Origin of the sequence: Streptomonospora salina (assembly GCF_014204715.1) — a bacterium.
Taxonomy (GTDB): Bacteria; Actinomycetota; Actinomycetes; order Streptosporangiales; family Streptosporangiaceae; genus Streptomonospora; species Streptomonospora salina.
In genome coordinates, this window is record NZ_JACHLY010000001.1 from 4621000 (window position 1) to 4642777 (window position 21778).

Consider the following 21778-nt stretch of genomic DNA (forward strand, 5'->3'; position numbering starts at 1 on the left):
CCGACGAAGGAAGCCGATGAACGACACCGAGATCGTGCTTGCGGCGCTGGCGCCCTACCTGCTGCTGACGCTGGGCTTCGCTGCGTTCTGCCTGTTCGACCTGTACCGGAGCACATCGGTGCGGCACCTGCCGAAGTGGACGTGGGCCCTCATCTGCCTTCTCGCCACACCGTGGGGCGGCATCCTCTACCTCGTGCTGGGGCGGGACCGATGAGCCCGGGAGTCGGCGGCTGCGCGGTGGCCACCCACGCACTGGAGCGGGACTACGGAGGCGGCGCAGGCGTCTTCGACGTCGACCTCCGGGTGCCCGAGGGAGGAGCGTTCGGACTCGTCGGATTGAACGGCGCGGGAAAAACAACCTTGTTGATGCTGCTTTCGGGGATGCGGACTCCGGGCAAGGGCCGGATCGAGCACTCCTACGCGCGATCGAGTATCGCCGTGTGCCCCGATGTCCCCGAGTTCGAGCCCTGGCTGACGGCCGCGGAGGTGGTGGCCTCTGCGGCCGGGCTTGCGGGAATCCGGCCCGCGCCTGAAGAGGTGTCCACGCTCGTGGAGCGGGTCGGGATGAGCGCAGCCGCCGACCGCCGCACCCGGGGTTTCTCCCGGGGCATGAAACAGCGGTTGGGCATGGCGGCCGCTCTGATCCAGCGCCCCCGACTGCTTATCCTGGACGAACCCGCCGCCGGACTGGACCCCCAGGGCCGTGCAGACGTGCTCGACCTGGTCTCCGCCCTGCGCGGCGAGACCACGATGGTCTTCTCCAGCCACCTCCTCACCGACGTGCAGCGCGTCTGCGACGACGTCGCCGTACTGCGCGCCGGCCGGCTGGTGTACCAGGGGGCGGTCGATGAGCTGCTCGCACAGCACGTGCGCCCCAGCTGGGAACTCCGGGTACGCGGCCGGGCTGCCGCGGAGGTGCGCGAGCTGCTCGCCGCCGAGCCGTGGGTCGTCTCGGCGGAGGAGGCCGGGGGAGACACCGTCGTCGTCGACGCCGATTCGGTGCCATCCGGCGAGACGGGCATACCGGCACTCCTGGTCCGCGAGGGGATCGCCCTGACGAGCATGGTGCCCTGCGACGCGCGATTGGAGGCGGCGTTCATGTCGCTCACGCAGGAGGAGGCGACGTGAGCGGGCGGTCGGCACCCGGGGCCGCGGCCCGGGCGGGAAGCGAACCCGCCGCGGCGCGCGCCTCGGCCGGCAATACCGGAGGGCCTGACGACAGCGGATCGGCAGGCGGGCACGCGACAGCGGAGGGGCACGCGGCTCGCCGTCGGCCGATCGGGCTGTGGCGCCTGGAGGTGCTGCGCCTGCTGCGCTCCTTCCGATTGCTCGCCGCGGCCGCGCTCTTCGCCGTCTTCGGCATGACCGGTCCGTTCATGGCCATGTACGCCAACGAGATCATCACGCAGACGAACCCGGAGCCGGCTGCCGAACTGCCGCCGCCCCAACCTTCGGAGAGCGTGGCGACGTTCGTGGACAACTCCATCGGATTGGGCGTGCTGGCCGTGGTCGTAGTGTCCGCGGCGACGCTGGCCCTCGACGCCCGGCCCTCCCTGGCCCTGTTCTACCGGACCCGGGTGGGCTCGGCCGCCGCGCTGGTGCTGCCCCGCTACACCGTGGTCACGATCGGCATGATCGCGGCCTATCTGCTGGGAGCGGGGCTCACCTGGTATCAGACGACGGTGATGATCGGCACGGTACCGGCAGGACCGATGGTGCTGGGCTCCATGTTCGTCGCCTGCTACCTCGCGTTCGCGGTCGCCCTGGTGGCCTTGGCCGCAGCACTGTTCCGCGGACTGGCGGCGGTCATCTCGCTGCCGGCCCTGCTGCTCCTGGGCCTGCCTGCCTTGGCCCTGTGGCCGTCCGCGGCGCCGTGGATCCCGTCGACCCTGATCGGGGCCCAAGCGGGCCTGCTGCACGACGCCTCCACCGCCGACTACTTCCCTGCTCTGGGGGTCACGGCCGCCGCGACGGCGGTGTGCCTGACCGCCGCCGTCGGGCTGCTGGGGCGCCGCGAGATCTGACCGCGAGCGAGGAACAGACACCCGGTGGCGGCGGGGAACGGGCCGCCACCGGGTCGGCCTCTTTTGCGGGATGGGGTAGAGAAATATGCCCTCTGCGCCCCCGCGGTGCGTGCGTTCAGCAGTCGATGGGGCGGGCAATTGCTGGGAAACGTCCAATTTCCGTGTATTCCGAATTAGTGAAAGCGCGAAATACGAAAACGGCCGCCGGGTGTTCGGACCCTGCACAGGGTCCGAACGCCCGGCGGCCGCGATGTGCCGGGGATCAGCTCTGCGAGCCGGAGCCCTCGTCGGCCGTGTCGGGGACCTTCAGGGGGGCTAGGAGTACCCAGACGCCCATCAGGACGCTGAACACGAACATTCCCAGACCCGCCCACAGATTCAGGTTCGCGCCGTCGCGGTGGGCCTCCTCCGGGGGAAGGATGAAGCCCATGGCGATCAGGACCACGCCGTAGATGGCGAACAGCAGCGCGATGACCGTCCGGATGTCGAAGGCCTTGGCGGCCTTGGGGACCTCGCGCGGTTCGCCTCCGGAGCCGTCAGCACTCATCGGATTGCCTCCTTGGCAGCGTTGCTCGGCATCGGTTCCGCCCTGCAGGGCTTAGCCGAAGATGATGTTCAGAGCGATGACCAGAACCACGACGATGGCCGCCAGCACACCCGGGCGGCGGTACCACCCGGAGTCCTCGCCCGAGTGCGACGCGCGGCGCGACTCCCGCGGAGTCAGCGAGTGCACCAGGCCGACCAGCTCGGAGTCGGGCTTGGGCCGGGTGAACATGCTGACCACGACGCTGACCAGGATATCGACGACGAACGCGGCGCCGGCGCCCACGAAGCTCGTGCCCTGCGCCGACAGGGGGAGCACCCCGGTCTCGCCGAGGACGAAGACCGCGATGGCCGCCGCGGTACCGGAGACCAGACCGCTCCAGCCGGCGTGCGGCGTCATCCGCTTCCAGTACATGCCCAGGAGGAACGTGGCGAACAGGGGCGCGTTGAAGAACGAGAACAGCTGCTGGAGGTAGTCCATCAGGTTGGAGTAACCCGACGCGATGTAGGCCGTTCCCACGGCGCCGACGGTGGCGACCACCGTCACCCACGGCCCCATCTTCAGGTAGTAGGAGTCGGGCCGGTTCCGGACGATGTAGGTCTGCCAGATGTCATAGGTGAAGACCGTGTTGAACGAGCTGAGGTTGGCGGCCATCCCCGCCATGAACGACGCGAGCAGGCCCGCGAGCGCGACGCCGAGCAGCCCGTTGGGCAGCAGGTCGCGCATGAGCAGCAGGATGGCGTCGTTGTATTCGACGTCGGCGTTCTCGCCGGCCTTGAGCGCCACCATCTCCGAGGCGGACACGCCCGCGATCATGCCGGGCACGACCACGATGAAGGGGATGAGCAGCTTCGGGAACGCGCCGATGATGGGCGTGCGCATGGCGGCCGACATGCTCTTGGAGGCCATGGCGCGCTGGACTTCGACGAAGTTGGTGGTCCAGTAGCCGAAGGCCAGGACGAAGCCCAGGCCCATGACGATGCCGAAGACGCTGAGGATGTCGCTGCTGAATCCGGTCATCTCGGTGCCGGGCCAGGCCGACAGCTGTTCGCTTCCGCCGGGGGAAGCGGTGACCTTGTCGACCAGGCCTTCCCAGCCGCCGACGCGGTTCAGCCCGGCGATGGTGAGCGGTGTCAGCGCGGCCACGATGACGAAGAACTGCAGGACCTCGTTGTAGATGGCCGCGGAGAGCCCGCCCAGCGCGGTGTAGCTGAGCACGATCAGGGCGGCGAGCAGCAGCGACACCCACAGTGGCCAACCCAGCAGCGCGTTGACGATGGTGGCCAGCAGGAACAGGTTGATGCCGGCGATCAGGATCTGGGCGAGCGCGAAGCTGAGGCCGTTGACCAGGTGCGCGGCCGTGCCGAAGCGCCGGTTCATGAACTCGGGGACGCTGCGGACCTTGGAGCCGTAGTAGAACGGCATCATCACCAGGCCGAGGAACAGCATCGCCGGTACGGCGCCGATCCAGAAGTAGTGCATGGTCGGCATGCCGTAGTTGGCGCCGTTGGCCGACATCCCGATGATCTCGATGGCGCCGAGGTTGGCCGCGATGAACGCCAACCCCGTCACCCATGCCGGCAGCGACCGTCCCGACAGGAAGAAGTCGAGGCTGGTGGACACCGAGCGGCGGGCCAGGAAGCCGATACCGAGTACGAACGCGAAGTAGACCGCGAGCAGGGTGTAGTCGACGGCGTTGGCGTCCAGCCGCAGTGGCTCTTGTGCTAGGGCGATCACTTCGGCCGGTCCTCTCTGAACACGTTGGTCCTCCCAGTGGAGCGGGGTACGGGCCGACCGGCCCGCGGTCGGTCGGCGTGCGGGCCGGGGCCCGGCGGAGCGGGCGGGGTCGTGCTCGGCTACCCGCGGTCGCGGGCGGGGAACGGCACCGTGTGCGATCGGCAGCGGTGCCCCGTAACCCGCCGGCGGACGCGGGCGGCGGACCCGGCACGGCGCGCGGCGTCCCGGAGTGGGCCGGCCCGCGCGTCCGTGCCGTGGACCCCTGTTCGGTTGTGGTGTAGCTGTGGAGTCAATTTCTCACGAAATCGAACATTAACCCACATTCGGAGTGACCCTCGTGCACGAGTGCAGGTGTGTCAAGCCTGGCACGAGGGGGTATCGGCGCCCGGTTCTGACACGCCTCGCTCGCCCGTCGCGGGGTCTGCCTGCGGCGGAGCGCCGGACAGGCCGACCGGACGGTACGTATCTCGGTGGGTCTTGACACGAATGTGCGATATGTCGCTATGATCCCAACACATTCCAACACGGCAGCGCGGTCCGCACGGCCGCGCGCGTAACCGGCGGTGCGCCCTCCGCGGCGCCGGCCCGCCACGACGGAGGACGCGATGCTGGCCGCGCAGCGACAGGCACTGATCCTCGACCAGGTACGCAGCGCCGGCGGGGTGCGGGTCACCGAACTCGTCGAGAGCCTCGACGTCTCCGACATGACGGTGCGCCGCGACCTGGACGCGCTGGAAGGGCGCGGTCTGCTGCGCAAGGTCCACGGCGGGGCCGTCGCGCCGCACCGGCACAGCACCGAAGAACCGGGCTTCGAAGCCAACGCGGCCCGCCAGGAGGCCGAGAAGCGGGCCATCGCCGCGGCCGCCGCCCGGCTGATCGAGCCCGACAGCGCCATCGGCCTGTCGGCCGGCACGACCACCTGCGCCGTCGCCCACCGGCTGCGCGACGTTCCCGGCCTGACCGTCGTCACCAACTGCCTGCGGGTGGCCGACGTCTTCTACAGCGCGCCCCGCCCCGACCAGACCGTCGTCCTGACCGGCGGCTTCCGCACCCCCTCCGACGCGCTCGTGGGCCCGCTCGCCGTCTCCGCCCTACGCAGCCTGCACCTGGACACCCTGGTTCTGGGCGTGCACGGGATGGACGCGCGGGCGGGCCTGACCACGCCCAACCTGATGGAGGGCGAGACCGACCGGGCGCTGGTCGAGGCCGCGCGCAAACTCGTGGTCGTGGCCGACCACACCAAGTGGGGCACGGTCGGACTGTGCACCATCGCGCCGCTGGAGCGCTGCGACGTTCTGGTCACCGACGCGGGGCTGGACGACGATGCGCGGCGCCGGGTGTCCGAACAGGCGGGCGGACTGGTCGTGGCCGACGCCGCGGAGGACGGAGGTGCCGACCGCGCCGGTGGCGGCCCGGTGCCGCCGAGCCCGCGCAGCGGCTGAGCGGTGCCGGCCGGCGCCCCCGGCGCGTGCGGTCAGGACGGCCGGTAGAGGACCGCGTCGACCTCGACGGCGAAACCGGGAAGGTCGGCCTGCAGCGTGGTGCGGGCCGGCGGTTCGCTGGGGAAGTACTCGGCGAACAGTTCGTTCATCGCCGCGAAGTCCTGCAGATCGCGCAGGTATACCCCGACCCGGACCGCGTCGGCCAGGCTCGCCCCGGCCGCCTCGGCGACCGCCGCGAGATTGTCGAACGTGGTGCGGGCCTGGTCGGCGAACGGGCCCTCGACCAGCGAGCGGTCCCGGCGGTGCGGGGTCGCTCCGGAGAGGTAGACGAAGTCGCCGGCGACGACGCCCTGGGAGTAGGGGCCGCCCGGAGGGGCGGCTCCGGATGTACTGATCACGCGTCTGGCCATGGCTGTATCGCCCCTTTCTCTCGTCTGTACGGGTACCGGTGCGCGGGCCGGCGGTCACCGGCCCCGCGGGTCAGAACAGGCAGCGGACGGCGTCGACCACCCGGTCGCGGTCGTCGAGTACCGGGATCAGCGGCCACTTGTCGAAGACCGTGCACGGGTGCGACAGGCCCAGCTCCACCACGTCGCCCACACGCGGCGCGGCATCGCCGGCCGCGGCGTCCACGTCGAGGAAGGCGTGGTGGTCGTTGAGCTCGACTACGCGCACCCCGCCGGTCACCGGGAGGCGTGCGCCGCCGCGCAGCACCGCCCGGGGCTGGGGCAGGTCGATGTCGAAGGAGGCGTCGCGCTTGCCCGCCCCTAGCAGCGCCCGCCCCGGTTCCGGGCAGGACAGCACCCGGGCGTAGCAGGTCAGCGCCGGACGCAGCGGGTCGGGGTCGGCGCCGCTGCGCAGTGGGGAAGCGCGCTCCATGAACATGTCGTCGTGGGTGAGGTAGCAGCCCGACCGCACCAGCGGCCGCAGCGGGCGCGACAGGTGCGGCAGCGCGGCGAGCGCGTCCGCGGCGAGGTCGGGGTAGGCGCTGCCGCCGGCGGTGACGACGATCTCGTCGGCGGCGGCGAACAGCCCTTCGGCGTCGGCGCGTTCGGCGACGTCGGCCAGCACACTCAGCCACGCGCGGGCGCGTTCGGGCGCGTCGCCGTCGCGGCGCTGCGGGAACACGCCCTCGTAGGCCTCGACGCCCACCAGGTCCAGCCGCGGGCAGGCCGCCACGCGGCGGGCGAGCGCCAGCGCGTCGTCCGGGGCGCGCACCCCGGTGCGGCGGCCGGACACGCCCAGCTCCAGCAGCACGGGCAGCGGGCGCGGCGCCGCATCCAGCGCGCGCTCCATCGCTTCGACGCCGGCGTCGGAGTCGACCAGGCACATCGGTGTGAACCCGGGATCGTCCAGGGCCCGGGCCAGCCAGTCGAGCTGGCCCGGATCGACGACCTCGTTGGCGATCAGCACCCGGTCGGCGCCGAAACGGCGCATGACGCGGGCCTGGTCGACCGTGGCGGCGGTCAGGCCCCAGGCGCCGCGGTCGAGCTGGGCCGACCACAGGTGCGGCGACATGGTGGTCTTGCCGTGCGGGGCCAGCGCGGCGCCGCGGTCGCCGCACCAGCGGGCGAACCGGTCGAGGTTGTGGCGCAGCGGTTCCTCGTGCAGGACGACGGCGGGCAGCCAGAGGTCGCCGCGGGTCAGCCCGGCCGCGCGGACCTGCGCGGCGCTGATCGGGCTCTGCGGCAGGGAGCGCGCCTCGACCGGTTCGGCGTCGAGCGCGGCCAGCGGGCCGGCGGGCAGCCCCGCGCCGGCCAGAGGCGAAGGCGGCGCCCCGGCCGCGGGCCCGGCGGATGCGGTAGCGGAATCGGTCATGGGGTGTGCGGCGTGCCGCCCCGCTATGCGGTGTGCGGGGCGCGCGCCGCCTCCCTCCCTTCACGGCGAGTGTCGGCGGTCGGCGGCTGCGGGCGCGGGTAGACGCCCCAGCGGCGGTGCGGAACGGGCGCCGGGTCCGGTGGGCCGGCGCCGGCGCGGGCGGATCCGGGCCCGGCGGTCACGTGCCGCCCCGGGGGAAGGGTTCGTCGAAGTCCTCGGGGCGTTCCAGGCGGCGCACCGCCGCGCGGGTGCGCTGCACGCGCTCGTCCTCGGCGCGGCGCTGGGCCCCGCTGAGGGGGATCCACGGCGGAGGGGGCTCCGCCGTGCACGGGGGCAGCAGGCGCCCGCCGACGTAGGTGGCCGCGTTGGTGAGCCGGATCGGCGACGCGCGTGCGGTGCCGTGCACGTCGACGACCGGGAAGCGGCCCTGTTCCAGGTCGAAGACGGCGATGTCGGCCGCGGCGCCCGGCGCCAGCGTGCCGGCGTCCAGGCCCAGCGCCCGCGCCGGGCGCACGGTGGCGGCGGCGACCGCGTCGGGCAGGTCCGCGCCGGCGGCGACCAGCTTGGCCATGACCGTGGGCAGGTCGAACGCCGGGCCGTATACCGAGCGGATGTGCAGGTCGGAAGAGGCGGTGGGGTGTATGCCCGCGGCGAGTTCGGTTTCCAGGACGTCGAAGGCCAGCGCGCCGGATCCGTGGCCGAGATCGAAGACGGCTCCGGCGTCCCTGGCCCGGAGCGCGGCGTCGGTCAGCCGGCCGTCGGCGACCAGGTCGTCGGGGCAGCCCGATGCGCAATGCGTCAGGATGTCGCCTTCGGCCAGCAGGGGAGCGATATCGGCGATCGTCGGCGGCCCGTAGCCGACGTGCACCATCAGCGGGCGCTCCAGGCGACGGGCGAGCGCGGCGGCGCGGCGCAGCGGTTCGAGGCCGTGGGCGCCGACGGTGCGGGCGTCGATGCGCGCCTTGACCCCGCGTACGAATTCGCCGTTGCGGGCGGCGACGGCGGCGGCGGTATCGACGTCGAGGTTGTCCAGCGCGTGGTGCTCGCCGGTCTCGGCCACCAGGCCCAGGGCCGAGACGTTGATCAGCGCGTGCACGCGCACCCGCGCCGGCTCGGCGGCGAAGCGGCGCAGGCCGTCCATGCTGTAGGCGCCCGCCGATCCCGCGTCGACCCACGTGGTGACGCCGGTGCGCCAGGCGACGGGGTCGGGGTCCAGGCCCCAGTAGGTGGCGCCGTGCCAGATGTGGGTGTGCATGTCGACCAGGCCCGGGGTGACCAGGAGGCCGGTCGCGTCGACGACGTCGGTCGCGGCGCCGCGGGTCGCCGGAGGGTCGGGAGCGGCGGCGTCCGGGTCGTGCTGCCGCACCTCGGCGACGCGCCCCTGCCGTACCGCGACGTCGGCGATCGCGTCCAGCCCCGAAGCGGGGTCGATGACGCGCCCCCCGCGCAGCAGCAGATCCCACATCCCGGAATCCCCCCGGTCAATGCTGCGTCATATGCAGCAATGTTGCGTATGTGTCATCAGATTGCTTAGCATTTCGCCGAGATCACGGTCAATACATCTCCGCTCCGGGCGGAGCGGACGGGAGGTCCCGCGTGAGCGGTGAGCACGGGTCCGGCGACGGGACGGCGGCCGCCGGCGGGGCCGAGGCGGTCTGTGTCGGCGAGACCATGGCGCTGCTGGTGCCCGACCCCGCCACCCCCGATCCGGGAACCGCCGGCGCCGTCGGGGACTCCGCGCCCGGATACCGGTTGGAGATCGGCGGTGCCGAGTCCAACGTCGCCGTCCACCTGGCGCGCTCCGGACACCGGGTCGCCTGGCACAGCGCCGTGGGCGACGACGCGTTCGGGCGCCACATCCGGGCGCGGCTGGACGCCGAAGGCGTGCACTGCCGGGTGCGCACGGACCCCGATCGCCGCACCGGCCTCTACGTCAAAGAGCCCGACGGCGCCGGCGGCACCCGCGTCCGCTATTACCGCGCCGGATCGGCCGCCTCCGCGCTGGGCGGCCCCGACGCCGGGCGCGTGCGCGCCGCGCGGCCGCGGGTGGTGCACACCACCGGGATCACCGCGGTGCTCTCGCCCAGTTGCCGCGAACTCGTCGACGGCCTGCTCGACGGCGCCGTTCCGGGCACCCTGCGCAGCTTCGACGTCAACTACCGGCCCGCCCTGCACGGTCCCGCCGAGGCCGAATCGGTGCTGCAGGCGGCCCGGCGCGCCGACGTCGTATTCTGCGGTCTGGACGAGGCCGCGGCTCTGTGGGGTGCCGAGTCCCCCGAGCAGGTGCGCGATGTGCTGGAGGGCCCCGGACTGGTCGTGGTGAAGCAGGGCGCCCGGGGCGCCACGGCGTTCCGCGCCGACGAGCGCGTGCACGAACCCGCGCCGGCGGTCGGCGTCGTCGAGCCCACGGGCGCGGGCGACGCGTTCGCGGCGGGCGTGCTGCACGGACTGCTCACCGAGCGACCGGTGCAGGAGTGCCTGGCCGAGGGGGCCCGGCTGGCCGGGGCGGCGCTGCAGGTGCCCGCCGACATCCCGCCCCGCTCCGAAACCGCGGGCGGAGCGGTCTGGGAGGGCGGGCTCGCCCCGGCGGGACCGCAGCCGGAGGGCACGCGTACCCCGCCGGACGGCGGCCCGCGGCCGCCGGCGGAGTAGGGAGGGCCGACATGCCCGGAAGCGTCCAACGCGCACTGCAGATCCTCATCGAGCTGGCCTCCGGCCCGGCGACCATCAGCGAGCTGGGGCGGCGGCTGGACGTGCACCGCACCACCTCGCTGCGGCTGCTGCGCACGCTGGAGGAGGAGCGGTTCGTGCGGCGCACGGACGACGGCCGGTACCGGATCGGTCCGCGCATGACCGGCCTGGCCCAGATCGCGCTGGAGGGCCTGGACGTGCGTGCCGCCGCCGCCGGCCACCTGCGCGAGCTCGGCGCCGCGTGCGGGCACACCGTGCACTTGGCGGCCCGCGAAGGCGGATCCATGGTCTACCTGGACAAGGTGGAGTCGCGCCACGCGGTCCGCATGTACTCGCGTATCGGCGCGGCCGCCCCGCTGCACGCGACGGCGGTGGGCAAGGCCCTGCTGGCGCACATGCCCGAATCCGAACGCGACGACCTGCTGGGCGAACCGCCCTACGAACGCTTCACCGCCGGCACCCGCACCACCCGCGAAAGCCTCGCCGCCGACCTCGCTCGGGTCGCCGAGCAGGGCTGGGCGCTGGACGACTTCGAACACGAGGAGTTCATCCACTGCGCGGCCGCCCCCGTCCGCGACGCCTCCGGCGCCGTCGCGGCGGCGGTCTCGGTGTCGGCCCCCGACATGGTCGTCGACCGCGCCCGGCTCCTCGCCCTCGTCCCCGCCCTCACGGAAACCGCCGCCGCTGTCAGCGAAGAACTCGGCTGGAGCCGGGAACCGCCCACTGCTGCGCCCCCGGACGACTGAACCGCCGGGAGGACCGGGATCCGCCGAAAACGATCTCGGGGTTTCACCGTTCTCCGGCGCTGCGCCGGCGAAATCCCCGAGATCGGCGGGGCCGCCGCTCTCAGGGCGCCGGCTCGCCCAGCAGGCCGGCGGTCCAGGAGTGGAATTCGGCGATGTGGTGTTCGACCGGCACCAGTACGCCGCCGTCGCGGTAGGCGCGCGAGGACATCGCGGGCTGGCAGCGCTCGCACGCCGCGAAGTCCTGGCGGTTGACCCGGTCGAACAGCTCCACCGAGTGCGACAGGTCGGCGCCGGATTCCACCACCCCCGGGCTGTAGAGCCAGTCGCACTCGATCAGCGTCCGGTCGGGCGCCAGCGGGAACATCCGGTGCACGATCACGTGGTCGGGTACCAGGTTGAGGAAGGTCTGCGGGGGCACCGTGACGGCGTAGTAGCGGCGGTCCTGCTCGTCGCCGAGGCCGTCGATGCGCCCGAATCCCTCCGTGCCGTCGACGGTGAACCCGGCGACGCCGTCGCCGAACCGCGCGCCGTGGCCCACGTAGTACTGGGCGGCGTGGCCGTCGGCGAACTCCGGCAGCACGTCGGTCAGCTCGGGGTGGATGGTGCCGCAGTGGTAGCACTCCATGAAGTTCTCGATGATCAGCTTCCAGTTGGCCGCCACGTCGTAGGAGACGCGCCGGCCCAGCGCCAGGCCCTCGGCGCCGTAGCGCTCCACCGCGTCCTCGTCGCCGAGCCGCCGCGCCACCGCCGCGCGCACGGTGTCGTCGAAGGACGGCGGCTCCTGGGCCAGGCACACCCACACGTAGCCCAGCCACTCGCGCACGTGCACCCCGATGAGCCCGCGCTCGCGGCGGTCGATGCCGGGCATGTCGGCCATGTTGGGCGCGGCGGTCAGGCGTCCGTCGAGGTCGTAGGTCCAGGCGTGGTACGGGCATTGCAGGGACCGCCGGACTTCGCCGGACTCGGCGGTGCACAGCCGTGCGCCGCGGTGCCGGCACACGTTCAGGAATGCGCGTACCCCTCCGGAGCGGTTGCGGCACACCAGGACGCTCTCGCGGCCCACGGCGGCGGTGCGGAAGGCGCCCGGCCGTTCGAGGTCGGCGCTGCGCACCGCGCAGAACCACTGGGACTCCAGGATGCGCTCCTGTTCCCGGGCGAACACCGCGGGGTCGGTGTAGTAGCGGCCGGGCAGTGTCGGCATCAGGTCCGACGGCGGGGCCGGGGATGCGGTGCGAGCGGGGTCGGTGGCCGTCATCGGGACACCTCCGTCCGGGGTTCTGCGGCGCTGCGGGGCCGCGGGGCGAACAGGTCGACGGAGTGCGCGGTCGTGCCGGAGATCGCCAGGTCGGCGGCGATCTCGCCCACGACCGGTGTGAACTTGAATCCGTGCCCGGAGAACCCGCAGGCCACAGTGGTCTGCGGGTACTCGGGGTGGGTGGCGATCACGAAGTGCTCGTCGGCGGTGGTGGTGTACATGCACGCGGCGCCGCGCAGGAACCGGCCGGGAAGGTCGGGTACCCGGGTGCTGAGGTGCTCGGCGATCACCGCGATCTCCCCGGGGTGGATCCTGCGGTCCAGCGTCTCGGGCTCGCAGGGGGTTCCGCGCCGGAAGAACGCGGTCTTCACGCCGCCCTGCGGGCCGTCGTAGGCGGGGAATCCGTAGATCTGCACACCTTCGGGGTCTTCCCACACGTAGACGGGGTGGTGCTGCGGCGCGAACGGTTCCGTCCCGCCGCGCGGCGCGAACCAGTACTGCACCTGGCGCTCGACGGTGAAGTCCACGGCCAGGTCCGCCAGCGTCCGCGGCGCCCAGGCGCCCGGGCACACGACCAGCCGGTCGGCGGTGTAGGTGCCCGCGGCGGTGGTGATGCGGACGCCGTCGCCGCCGGGCAGCGCGGTCCAGTCCGCGGCGGGCTCGAAGAAGCGCAGGTCGGCTCCCGCCCGTTCGGCCAGGCCGAGGTGGGCGGCGACCGCGGCCTCGGGACGGACGAAGCCCCCGCGCTCCTCGTAGAGCCCGACGTGGTCCTCGCCCGGGCGGAGGGTGGGGAAGCGGCGGCGGATCTCGGCCGCGTCCAGCATCTCGTGCGGCAGGCCCCACGCGTGGGCCGAGGCGCGGCTGCCCGCGACGGTGCGGCTGTCGGGCCGGCCCAGCATCAGCGCGCCGGTGAGCGTCATCAGCTCCGATCCCCAGTCGCGTTCCAGCGCGTGCCACAGCTCGTAGGCGCGCAGCAGCAGGGGGACGTAGTCGGGGTGCTCGAAGTAGGCCTGGCGGATGATGCGCGAACCGCCGTGGCTGGACCCCCGGTCGTGGGCGGGCCCGAAGCGCTCCAGGCCCAGCACGCGCAGCCCCCGTGCGGCCAGGTGGTAGGCGGCGGCGCTGCCCATCGCGCCGAGTCCGATGACGGCGGCGTCGTAGGAGCGGTCCATGGTCTCGTGCCTCCTCGGGCGGCGGTCAGCGGCGGATGCGGGCCATCTGCGGGTCGACCAGGGGTTCAGCGGCCACGGTGGCGGCGAAGGGTTCGCCGAAGTACTCCACCGCCACGTCGGTGCCGGGCTCGGCCGCCTCTGCGGGGAGCCAGGCGTAGGCGATCGTGCGGCCGAGCGTCGTGCTGTAGGCGGCGCTGGTGACGTAGCCGGCGGGCCGGCCCCCCACCAGCACGGGTTCGCGGCCCATGACCACGTGGGCGGGGTCGTCGAGGGTCAGGCAGCCGAGCCTGCGCCGGGGCTCGCGCTCGGCGGCGGTGGCTGCGGCGTCGCGGCCCACGAAGTCGCCCTTGTCCAGCCGCACCGCGAAGCCCAGCCCCGCCTCGTACGGGTCGTGCTCGGTGGTCATGTCGGTGCCGGCGAGCCGGTACCCTTTCTCCAGCCGCAGGCTGTTGAAGGCGCCGCGGCCCGCGGCGATCGCGCCCAGTCCGCGCCCGGCCTCCCACAGCGTGTCCCACAGGCGCAGGCCCAGGTCGGCGCTGGTGTACAGCTCCCAGCCGAGCTCGCCGACATAGGACACCCGCAGCGCGAGCACCGGCACGTGCCCGACGCGGATCCGGCGCGCCTTGAAGAAGCCGAAGCCTTCGTGGGAGAGGTCGTCGCCGCTGAGCGGCTGCACCAGGTCGCGGGCGAGCGGCCCCCACACGCCGATGCAGCAGGTGCCCGCGGTGGTCTCGCGCAGCACCACCGAGCCGTCGTCGGGCAGGTGGGTGTACAGCCAGTCGACGTCGAGGTTGCTGCTGACCGCGACCTGGAACATGTCGTCGTCCAGGCGGGCGACGGTCAGGTCGCTGCGCACCCCGCCGCCGGGGTCCAGCAGCAGGTTGTAGGCGACGGTTCCGGACCTGCGGTCGACCTGGTTGGTCGTCATGCGCTGCAGGAACGCCATCGCCCCCGGGCCGCTGACCTCCAGGCGCTTGAGCGGGGTCATGTCGTAGAGCGCGACGCCCTCGCGCGTGGCGCGGGCCTCGGCGCATACGACGGGGGAGTGGTAGCGGGACGCCCAGGCGTCGCGAACGGCGGCTTCGTCCTCGGGGCGGACCAGAGGCGCGTTGGCCTCGTACCAGTGCGGACGCTCCCAGCCGCCGCCCTCCAGCGAGAAGGCGCCCTGCTCCTGCTGGCGCTGGTGGAAGGGGCTGGTGCGCAGCGGTCGCGGGTGCTGCATCGGCTGCATCGGGTGCACGACGTCGTAGACCTCGATGAAGCTCTGCTTGCCGCGGTCGGTGACATAGGCGGGGGTGAGCTGGGCGTCCTCGAACCGGTGCATGTCGCACTCGTGCACGTCGGTGGACGTGCGGCCCTCGGTCATCCACTCGGCCACCGCCTTGGCCGCGCCGGCCGAATGCGTCACCCACACAGCTTCGGCCAGCCAGAATCCGCGCAACCGCTGGGACTCGCCCAGCAGCGGCATGCCGTCGGGTGTGAACGAGAAGATCCCGTTGAAGCCCTCCTCGACCTTGGAGTCGGCCAGTGCCGGCAGCAGTTCGACGCTGTCGCGCCAGCTCGGCTCGAAGTCGGCGGCGGTGAACTCCAGCTTCGAGGGCATCTCCGCCGATGCGTCGGTTCCGGGCTCGGCGACGTCCTCCAGGTGCACGGGAATGGGGCGGTGGGCGTAGGAGCCGATGCCGATGCGGTCGCCGTGCTCGCGGAAGTAGAGGTCGCGGTCCTGATGGCGCAGCAGGGGTCGGACGGTCTCCGGCTCGGGCGGGGGGTCCGCGCCCTCGATCGGAGCGGTGTAGGCGTACTGGTGGGCCATGGGCAGCAGCGGGACCTCGACGCCGGCCATGCGTCCGATCGCCGGCCCCCAGAACCCGGCGGCCGAGACCACGATGTCGGCGGGGAAGGTGCCGCGGTCGGTGGCCACGCCCCGTACGCGGCCGCCGCCGCGTTCGACGCCGACGACGGTGTGGTGGTCCAGGAACGCCGCGCCGCGCGCCATGGCAGCGCGGGCCTGGGCCTCGCCGGCGCGCACAGCATCGGCCAGCCCGTCGTCGGGGGTGTACAGGCCGCCGCGGATGCGGGTGGAATCCAGCATCGGCCACATCCGTGCGCATTCGTCGGGCCCCACGAGTTGGGCGCGTACGCCCCAGGAGCGGGCGAGCCCGCGTTTGCGTTCGAGGTCGTGCAGGCGCTGCCGGGTCGCGGCCACCTCCAGGCCGCCTACGGCGCTGAAGCACCGGCGGTCGTCGAGGTCGAGCCGCGCGAATTTGGCCACGGTGTAGTTCGCGAAGGCGGTCATCGTCGGGGACGGGTTGGTCGCGAACACGAGGCCCGGAGCGTGCGAGCTGGAGCCGCCGGTGGCGAAGAGCGGCCCTTGTTCCAGGACGGTGACGTCGTGCCAGCCGCGGCTCGTGAGCTCGTCGGCGAGGGCGCAGCCGACGATGCCCGCGCCGATGACCACGACGCGCGGGTGCGGGCTGCGGGGAGGCGGGACGGCGGCGGTGCTCATGGGCTCCCCCTCGGTACGGGCGGCCGGTGCGCCGTGATCTTGGTTGCACATGGTGCATCGTACTGCGTAATTATCAACAGATTGGATCCGACCGGTCCTCCGCGTCAAGAGCCCGCGCGGCACTCGATTTCCGGTAGAAGTTCCTGAACAGTCGCGGTTTCATCGTCCTTGACGGCGGCTAGTCGCGCCGTCGACACTGTTGCTCACTAAGAACTTAGTTGCATATTGTGGGACACAAGCTGCCGTTGTTCGGCAGCTGAGAGAACTCCCCTGCGGCGCCCGCGCCGCGGGCCCCGCCGCTCGCACCTTGCCGCTTGCGCGCCGTGCGCGGATCGGCCCGGAACAACCAGCGCAGCCGAACCGGACCGAGAGGAGGAGCTCGCCATGATCTACGCCTGCCACCTGGACGACCTGCCGCAGGGGGAGTCGCTGCGGGTGATGGCCGACGACCCCATCGCGCTGTTCAACGCCGATGGTGAGATCTACGCCGTCGACGACACCTGCACCCACCAGAACGCCTCGCTCTCGGAGGGCTGGCTGGAGGGGTGCCACATCGAGTGCCCGCTGCACGAGGCCGCCTTCGACCTGCGCACCGGACAACCCACCTGCCTGCCCGCCAAGCGCCCCGTGCGCACCTACGCGGTCACCGTCGACGACGACGGCGGCGTCTACGTGCACGCCGCCGCCCCCCAGCGCGTTCCGGAGGAGGTCGCATGAGGTCGGTCGCGGTGGTCGGTGCCTCGCTGGCCGGTGTGGAGACCGCACGCGCGCTGCGCGAGCGGGGGTTCGACGGCAGGCTCACCGTCGTCGGCGACGAGGTCCGCCCGCCCTACGACCGCCCGCCGCTGTCCAAGGACTACCTGCTGGGCAAGGCCGACGCCGCCGACCTCGCCCTGCTCGACCGCGACGACGAGGACCGCCTGTGCGCCGACTGGCGGCTGGGCGTGCGCGCCACCGGCCTGGACCTGCGCCGGCGTGCCGTCGCGCTCTCCGACGGAACCGAGACCGTCGCCGATGCGGTGGTCGTCGCCACCGGCGCCGCACCCAACCGGCTCCCGGGCACCGCCGGCGTCGAAGGCGTGCACGTGCTGCGCAACGTCGCCGACGCCGACGCGCTGCGCGCGGACCTCGCCTCCGGATCGCCGCGCGTGGCCGTCATCGGCGGTTCGTTCATCGGCGCCGAGATCGCCTCGGCCTGCTCGGCGCTGGGTCTGGAAACCACCGTCGTCGAGGCGCTGGAAACGCCGATGGCGCCGGTGCTGGGCCCGGTCGTCGCCCGCGCGGCGGCGGGACTGCACGCCGACAACGGGGTGCGGCTGCTGTGCGGCGTCCCCGTCAGCGGGCTCCGCGGGTACGGCCGGGTCACCGGCGTCGACCTCGCCGACGGCACCGTCGTTCCGGCCGACGTGGTCGTGATGGGCATCGGCGCCAAACCCGCCACCGCCTGGCTGGCGGGATCCGGACTGGAGCTGGACGACGGGGTGGTCTGCGGCACGGGGCTGCTGACCGCGGCCGGCGGTGTCGCGGCCGTGGGCGACGTGGCGCGGCTGCGCGGATCCGACGGTACCGACGCCCGTCCCGAGCACTGGACCGCCGCAGCCCAGCAGCCGGGCGTGGCAGCGGCCAACCTGCTCGCCGGAGCCGCCGTCACCGAGTACCGGCGCTCTCCCTACTTCTGGTCCGACCAGTACGGGGTGCGGCTGCAGTTCGCCGGCCGGACCGAGCCCGGCGACGACGTGCGCGTGGTGGAGGGATCGCTGGAGGAGCGCGCCTTCGCGGCGGTCTACGAACGCGGCGGCGCGGTCACCGCCGCGGCGGCCATGGACCGGCCGCGCAGCTTCACCCGCCTGCGCCGCGGCATAGGCCGGTCCGCGGCCCCGGTGTGAGCCGGGGGCGGCGGATCCCGTTGCCGCGGACGTCGCCGGTCCGGTGGTTTCCGAGGAGGGCCGTCGCCGGCCGGAGGGGGAGACCCGGCCGGCGGCGGCGAGGAGGCGCTGGGGTCAGCGAACGCCCATCAGGTGGTCCAGCGCGAGCTGGTCCAGCCGCTCGAAGTGGTAGCCGCGCTCGCCTACCGAGTCCAGGTCCAACTGCTCGCTGCGCAGGTCGGCCAGCGACTCGCCGTCGCCGAGCGTGGGCACCGACAGCTCGCCCACGCGCGAGGCCTCCAGGGCCGCCTGGACCTCGGGGTCGGCGCGGAAGGCCTTCGCCTTCTCCCGCATGATCAGGTAGTTGCGCATGCAGCCCTCGGCCGAGGCCCACACGCCGTCCATGTCCTCGGTCCGCGGCGGCTTGAAGTCGAACTGCCGCGACCCCGTGTAGCCGGCGTTCTCCAGCAGGTCGACCAGGAAGAACGCCTCCTTCACGTCGCCGGCTCCGAAGCGCAGGTCCTGGTCGTACTTGATGCTGCGCTGGCCGTTGAGGTCGATGTGGTACAGCTTGTCGTGCCACAGAGCCTGGGCCACGCCGTGGGCGAAGTTGAGCCCGGCCATCTGCTCATGGCCGACCTCGGGATTGACGCCCACCATCTCGGGGTGGTCCAGCTCGTTGATGAAGGCCAGCGCGTGGCCGACGGTGGGCAGCAGCACGTCGCCGCGCGGCTCGTTGGGCTTGGGCTCCAGCGCGAAGCGCATGTCGTAGCCCTGCTCGCGCACGTATTCGCTCAGGATGTTGAACGTCTCGCGCAGCCGGTCGAGCTGAGCGTGGTCGTTCTTGCCCGCCTCGGTCTCGGCGCCGTCCTGGCCGTTCCAGCACACGTAGGTCTGGGCGCCCAGTTCCGCGGCGAGGTCGATGTTGCGCAGCACCTTGCGGATGGCGTAGCGGCGCACGTCGCGGCTGTTGGAGGTGAACCCGCCGTCGCGGAACACCGGGTGGCTGAACAGGTTGGTGGTGGCCATCGGCACCGCCAGGCCGGTCTCCTCCAGCACGCCCTGGAAGCGCTTGACGAGCTGCCGGCGGGTATCGGCGTCGCTGCCGGGCGGGACGAGGTCGTCGTCGTGGAAGGTGACGCCGTAGGCACCCAGGTCGGAGAGGCGGCGCACGGCCTCGACGGTGTCCAGCACCGGGCGCACCGGCTCGCCGAAGGTGTTGACGCCCTGCCAGCCCACCGTCCACAGGCCGAAGGTGAACTTGTCGTCGCGGACGGGCTGGTAATCGTTCATGGCTGATCCTCGTTCGGTTTCGACTGGGGACCGGCTCCGGTCCCCCGTGGCAGACCCGCCGGGCAGCGGTTCACACCAGGGCGCCGCGCGCCCGGGCGTAGCGCTCCCGGACTCCGGGTGCAGGTGCGGCCTCGTACACGTCCGCGCTGCCCGGGCCGGACCACTCCGGCGGCTCGGTGGTCGCGGCCAGCGCCCAGGCGGCCTGGCGCGCCGCGCCGTCGGCGACGTACTCGCCCGGTTCGGGCACGACCACGGGCCGGCCCAGGATCCCCGGTGCGATCGACCGCACGGCCGCCGAGCGTGCGGCGCCGCCGATCAGCAGCACGCGGTGTACCGGAACGTCCTGGGCGGTGAGCGCGTCCACCGCGTCGGCGAGCCCGCACAGCATGCCTTCGACGAACGCACGGGCCACGGCCGCCGGGTGCAGGTTGGCCCGCGTCATGCCGTCGAGGCGGCCGGCGGCGTCGGGCAGGTTGGGGGTGCGCTCGCCGTCGAGGTAGGGAACCAGGGTCAGTCCTTCGGCGCCCGACGGCGCCGACAGCGCGAGCTTGCCGAACTCCTCCAGGTCCACGCCGAGCATCCGCGCCCCGGCGTCGAGCACGCGCGCCGCGTTGAGGGTGGCCACCAGCGGCAGGAACCGCCCGGTAGCGTCGGCGAACCCGGTCACCAGGCCCGAGGAGTCGGCGACCGGGTCGTCGGAGACGGCGAAGGCGGTTCCCGAGGTTCCCAGCGACACGACGACGTCGCCGGGGCGGGCCTCCAGGCCGAGCGCGGCGGCCATGTTGTCGCCGGTGCCCGGTGCGACCGTGCCGATGTCGGGCAGGCCGGCGACCCGGACGGGGCCCGCGTTCTCCGCGGGTCCGGCGACGCGCGGCAGCCCCAGGTCGCGGCCGAAGGCCATGCGCAGCAAGTCGGGGCGGTAGGTCCCCCGAGCGGTGTCGAAATAGCCGGTGCCGGAGGCGTCGCCGCGGTCGGTGACGGGGTCGGTTCCACCGCGCAGCCGCCAGGTCAGCCAGTCGTGGGGGAGCATGACCTGTTCGGTGCGGGCGGCGTTGCCGGGTTCGTGCTCGGCCAGCCAGCGCAGCTTGGTGACGGTCAGGCTGGCGACGGGGACGCTGCCTACGGCGTGCGCCCATTCGGCGGGGCCGCCGAGCTCGTCGACGAGGTCGCGGGCGGCGCCGGCCGAACGGGTGTCGTTCCACAGCAGGGCGGGACGCACGACGGCGCCGTCGCCGTCGACGGCGACCATGCCGTGTTGCTGGGCGCCCACGCCGATGGCGGAGACGCCGTCCAGCAGGCCGTCGCCGCAGACCTGCAGCAGAGCGTCCCACCAGTACTGCGGGTCGATCTCGGTGCCGTCGGGGTGGGCCGCCTGCGCACTGCGCACCAGGGCGCCGGTGTCCGCGTCGCGTACCACGATCTTCGTGCCCTGGGTGGAGGAGTCTACTCCCGCGACCAGCATCGTCGGATCTCCAAGCGCGTCGGGATCAGGGGGTACAGGGATCTGAGCGCGGGGGCCGCACGCGAGGCGCTGCGCACCGCGGTCTGATTAGTTTGGTCTCTGGACTAACTAGAAGTCAATCCCGCTGGGGGAATGAAGACGCTGGTGAACGCTGCACGGTGGCGGGTGCCGGATCGCGCGTCCGGGGTGCACGGAACAGCGGCGGTCCCGGATCGTGCGGCGGAATCCGCCGCACGATCCGGGACCGCCGCTCGCGGTGTCTCAGCCGAGGTCGTCGAGGATGCGGCGCAGGTAGCGGGGCGTCTCCGAGGCCGGCGCGGCCTCCAGGCAGAGCCGGTCCATGACCGCCATGTAGTGGTCGGTCTCCTCGGGCTTGTCGAAGTAGAGCGAGCTGGTCAGCTGCTCCAGGTAGACCACGTCGGGCAGATCGGCCCCGGTGAAGCGCAGGATGCTGAAGGGGCCGCCGGCCGCGGCGTGCCCGCCTCGGGCGAACGGCACGATCTGCAGCGTGATGTTGGGAAGCGTGGCCATCTCGATCAGGTGCTCAAGCTGGGCGCGCATGGCATGGGTGCCGCCCAGCGGCCGGCGCAGCGCGGCCTCGTCGACGACCGCCCACAGCCGCGGCGGGTTCGGGCCGGTCAGGCGCTGCTGGCGGGTCATGCGCAGGTGCACCCGCCGGTCGATCTCGTCGACGGGGGCGTTGCCGTGCCCGAGCATGATCACCGCGCGGGCGTACTCCTCGGCCTGTAGCAGCCCCGGCACGAACTGGAGCTCGTAGGTGCGGATGATCGAGGCGGCTTCCTCAAGGCCGACGTAGACTTCGAACCAGCTCGGCAGCACGTCGCTGTACTTGTGCCACCAGCCGGGGTTGTTGGCCTGGCGCGCCAGCGACAGCAGCGTGGCGCGCTCGCCCTCGTCGTCGACGCCGTAAAGCGTGAGCAGGTCGGCGACGTCGCGCTCCTTGAAACTGACCTGGCCGAGCTCCAAGCGGCTGATCTTGGCGTGGGACGCGCGGATCTCGTAGCCGGCGTCCTCGCGGCTGATCTCCTTGGCCGTGCGCAACCGCCGCAGCTGGGTGCCGAGCAGGATGCGCAGCACCGTGGGTCCGCCCCGGGACTGCGCGAGTACGTTCGCAGGAGGAGTGTCCTCTTCCGGCCGCGCTATCTCCATTTTGCCCCTCCGAGAGCAGCTGACCGAGCTAGTGAATCAGAATACCGGCGGTT

19 protein-coding genes are annotated in these 21778 nt (G+C 72.8%); 8 read left to right on the forward strand and 11 right to left on the reverse strand.

Annotated elements, in window-relative coordinates:
- Positions 1 to 16 precede the first annotated feature (16 nt).
- The 3 genes from HNR25_RS20915 to HNR25_RS20925 are packed head-to-tail and all read left to right on the forward strand — an operon-like array spanning position 17 to position 2024.
- Positions 17 to 214, forward strand: a complete 198-nt coding sequence (locus HNR25_RS20915) for a PLDc N-terminal domain-containing protein (protein WP_184637932.1) — start codon at positions 17 to 19, stop codon at positions 212 to 214.
- Positions 211 to 1128 (forward strand): ABC transporter ATP-binding protein, encoded by a 918-nt coding sequence (locus HNR25_RS20920; protein ID WP_184637934.1) that lies wholly within the window; start codon positions 211 to 213, stop codon positions 1126 to 1128. Before HNR25_RS20915 ends, HNR25_RS20920 begins: the two co-directional genes overlap by 4 nt.
- Positions 1125 to 2024, forward strand: a complete 900-nt coding sequence (locus tag HNR25_RS20925; protein ID WP_184637935.1) for a hypothetical protein — start codon at positions 1125 to 1127, stop codon at positions 2022 to 2024. Before HNR25_RS20920 ends, HNR25_RS20925 begins: the two co-directional genes overlap by 4 nt.
- Positions 2025 to 2286: 262 nt before the next feature.
- On the opposite strand, the gene HNR25_RS20930 is transcribed toward HNR25_RS20925, so the two are convergent.
- Together HNR25_RS20930 and HNR25_RS20935 are read right to left on the reverse strand one after the other, a co-directional pair.
- Positions 2287 to 2571, reverse strand: coding sequence for a hypothetical protein (locus tag HNR25_RS20930; protein ID WP_184637937.1), 285 nt, complete (start codon positions 2569 to 2571; stop codon positions 2287 to 2289).
- 51 nt (positions 2572 to 2622) lie between these two features.
- Positions 2623 to 4305 carry a sodium:solute symporter family protein gene (locus HNR25_RS20935; protein WP_184637940.1) on the reverse strand — a complete coding sequence of 561 codons (1683 nt, stop codon included), beginning with the start codon at positions 4303 to 4305 and terminating at the stop codon, positions 2623 to 2625.
- 605 nt (positions 4306 to 4910) lie between these two features.
- Between HNR25_RS20935 and HNR25_RS20940 the strand changes: the two genes are divergently transcribed.
- On the forward strand, positions 4911 to 5747 hold the full coding sequence (locus HNR25_RS20940) for a DeoR/GlpR family DNA-binding transcription regulator (RefSeq protein ID WP_184637942.1): 837 nt from the start codon (positions 4911 to 4913) through the stop codon (positions 5745 to 5747).
- A 32-nt stretch (positions 5748 to 5779) separates the two neighbouring features.
- On the opposite strand, the gene HNR25_RS20945 is transcribed toward HNR25_RS20940, so the two are convergent.
- The 3 genes from HNR25_RS20945 to HNR25_RS20955 form a co-directional block, all read right to left on the reverse strand.
- Positions 5780 to 6157 (reverse strand): RidA family protein, encoded by a 378-nt coding sequence (locus HNR25_RS20945; RefSeq protein WP_184637944.1) that lies wholly within the window; start codon positions 6155 to 6157, stop codon positions 5780 to 5782.
- Between the two features lie 70 nt (positions 6158 to 6227).
- On the reverse strand, positions 6228 to 7565 hold the full coding sequence (locus HNR25_RS20950) for an alanine racemase (protein ID WP_184637946.1): 1338 nt from the start codon (positions 7563 to 7565) through the stop codon (positions 6228 to 6230).
- Positions 7566 to 7743: 178 nt separating this feature from the next.
- Positions 7744 to 9030: an amidohydrolase/deacetylase family metallohydrolase gene (locus HNR25_RS20955; RefSeq protein WP_184637948.1), complete on the reverse strand. Its 1287-nt coding sequence runs from the start codon at positions 9028 to 9030 to the stop codon at positions 7744 to 7746.
- A gap of 131 nt (positions 9031 to 9161) precedes the next feature.
- Between HNR25_RS20955 and HNR25_RS20960 the strand changes: the two genes are divergently transcribed.
- The gene (locus tag HNR25_RS20960) at positions 9162 to 10217 is read left to right on the forward strand and encodes a sugar kinase (RefSeq protein WP_312862661.1); all 1056 of its coding nucleotides are present in this window, start codon (positions 9162 to 9164) and stop codon (positions 10215 to 10217) included.
- An 11-nt stretch (positions 10218 to 10228) separates the two neighbouring features.
- The gene (locus HNR25_RS20965; protein WP_184637950.1) at positions 10229 to 11002 is read left to right on the forward strand and encodes an IclR family transcriptional regulator; all 774 of its coding nucleotides are present in this window, start codon (positions 10229 to 10231) and stop codon (positions 11000 to 11002) included.
- A 100-nt stretch (positions 11003 to 11102) separates the two neighbouring features.
- Here the strand turns inward: HNR25_RS20965 and HNR25_RS20970 are convergent, their stop codons facing one another.
- Genes HNR25_RS20970 through HNR25_RS20980 form a run of 3 tightly spaced genes read right to left on the reverse strand, consistent with a single transcriptional unit; the run spans position 11103 to position 15935 of the window.
- Entirely contained in the window at positions 11103 to 12257 is a 1155-nt protein-coding gene (locus HNR25_RS20970; protein WP_184637953.1) for an aromatic ring-hydroxylating oxygenase subunit alpha, read from the reverse strand.
- Complete coding sequence (solA, locus tag HNR25_RS20975; RefSeq protein WP_184637955.1) at positions 12254 to 13429, reverse strand: N-methyl-L-tryptophan oxidase; 1176 nt, start codon at positions 13427 to 13429, stop codon at positions 12254 to 12256. The genes HNR25_RS20970 and solA overlap by 4 nt, the downstream gene beginning before the upstream one ends.
- A gap of 25 nt (positions 13430 to 13454) precedes the next feature.
- On the reverse strand, positions 13455 to 15935 hold the full coding sequence (locus tag HNR25_RS20980; RefSeq protein ID WP_221459093.1) for a GcvT family protein: 2481 nt from the start codon (positions 15933 to 15935) through the stop codon (positions 13455 to 13457).
- 384 nt (positions 15936 to 16319) lie between these two features.
- Here HNR25_RS20980 and HNR25_RS20985 point away from each other — a divergent pair, with 384 nt between their 5' ends.
- Both HNR25_RS20985 and HNR25_RS20990 read left to right on the forward strand, forming a co-directional pair.
- The gene (locus HNR25_RS20985) at positions 16320 to 16652 is read left to right on the forward strand and encodes a bifunctional 3-phenylpropionate/cinnamic acid dioxygenase ferredoxin subunit (RefSeq protein WP_184637959.1); all 333 of its coding nucleotides are present in this window, start codon (positions 16320 to 16322) and stop codon (positions 16650 to 16652) included.
- On the forward strand, positions 16649 to 17821 hold the full coding sequence (locus tag HNR25_RS20990) for an NAD(P)/FAD-dependent oxidoreductase (protein WP_184637962.1): 1173 nt from the start codon (positions 16649 to 16651) through the stop codon (positions 17819 to 17821). Before HNR25_RS20985 ends, HNR25_RS20990 begins: the two co-directional genes overlap by 4 nt.
- Before the next feature lie 114 nt (positions 17822 to 17935).
- On the opposite strand, the gene xylA is transcribed toward HNR25_RS20990, so the two are convergent.
- The 3 genes from xylA to HNR25_RS21005 all read right to left on the reverse strand — a co-directional run bounded on the left by xylA (position 17936) and on the right by HNR25_RS21005 (position 21725).
- Complete coding sequence (gene xylA / locus HNR25_RS20995; RefSeq protein WP_184637964.1) at positions 17936 to 19093, reverse strand: xylose isomerase; 1158 nt, start codon at positions 19091 to 19093, stop codon at positions 17936 to 17938.
- A gap of 70 nt (positions 19094 to 19163) precedes the next feature.
- On the reverse strand, positions 19164 to 20555 hold the full coding sequence (gene xylB, locus HNR25_RS21000) for a xylulokinase (RefSeq protein ID WP_184637966.1): 1392 nt from the start codon (positions 20553 to 20555) through the stop codon (positions 19164 to 19166).
- A gap of 261 nt (positions 20556 to 20816) precedes the next feature.
- Entirely contained in the window at positions 20817 to 21725 is a 909-nt protein-coding gene (locus tag HNR25_RS21005; protein WP_184637968.1) for a Sco1979 family transcriptional regulator, read from the reverse strand.
- Between the last annotated feature and the right edge of the window lie 53 nt (positions 21726 to 21778).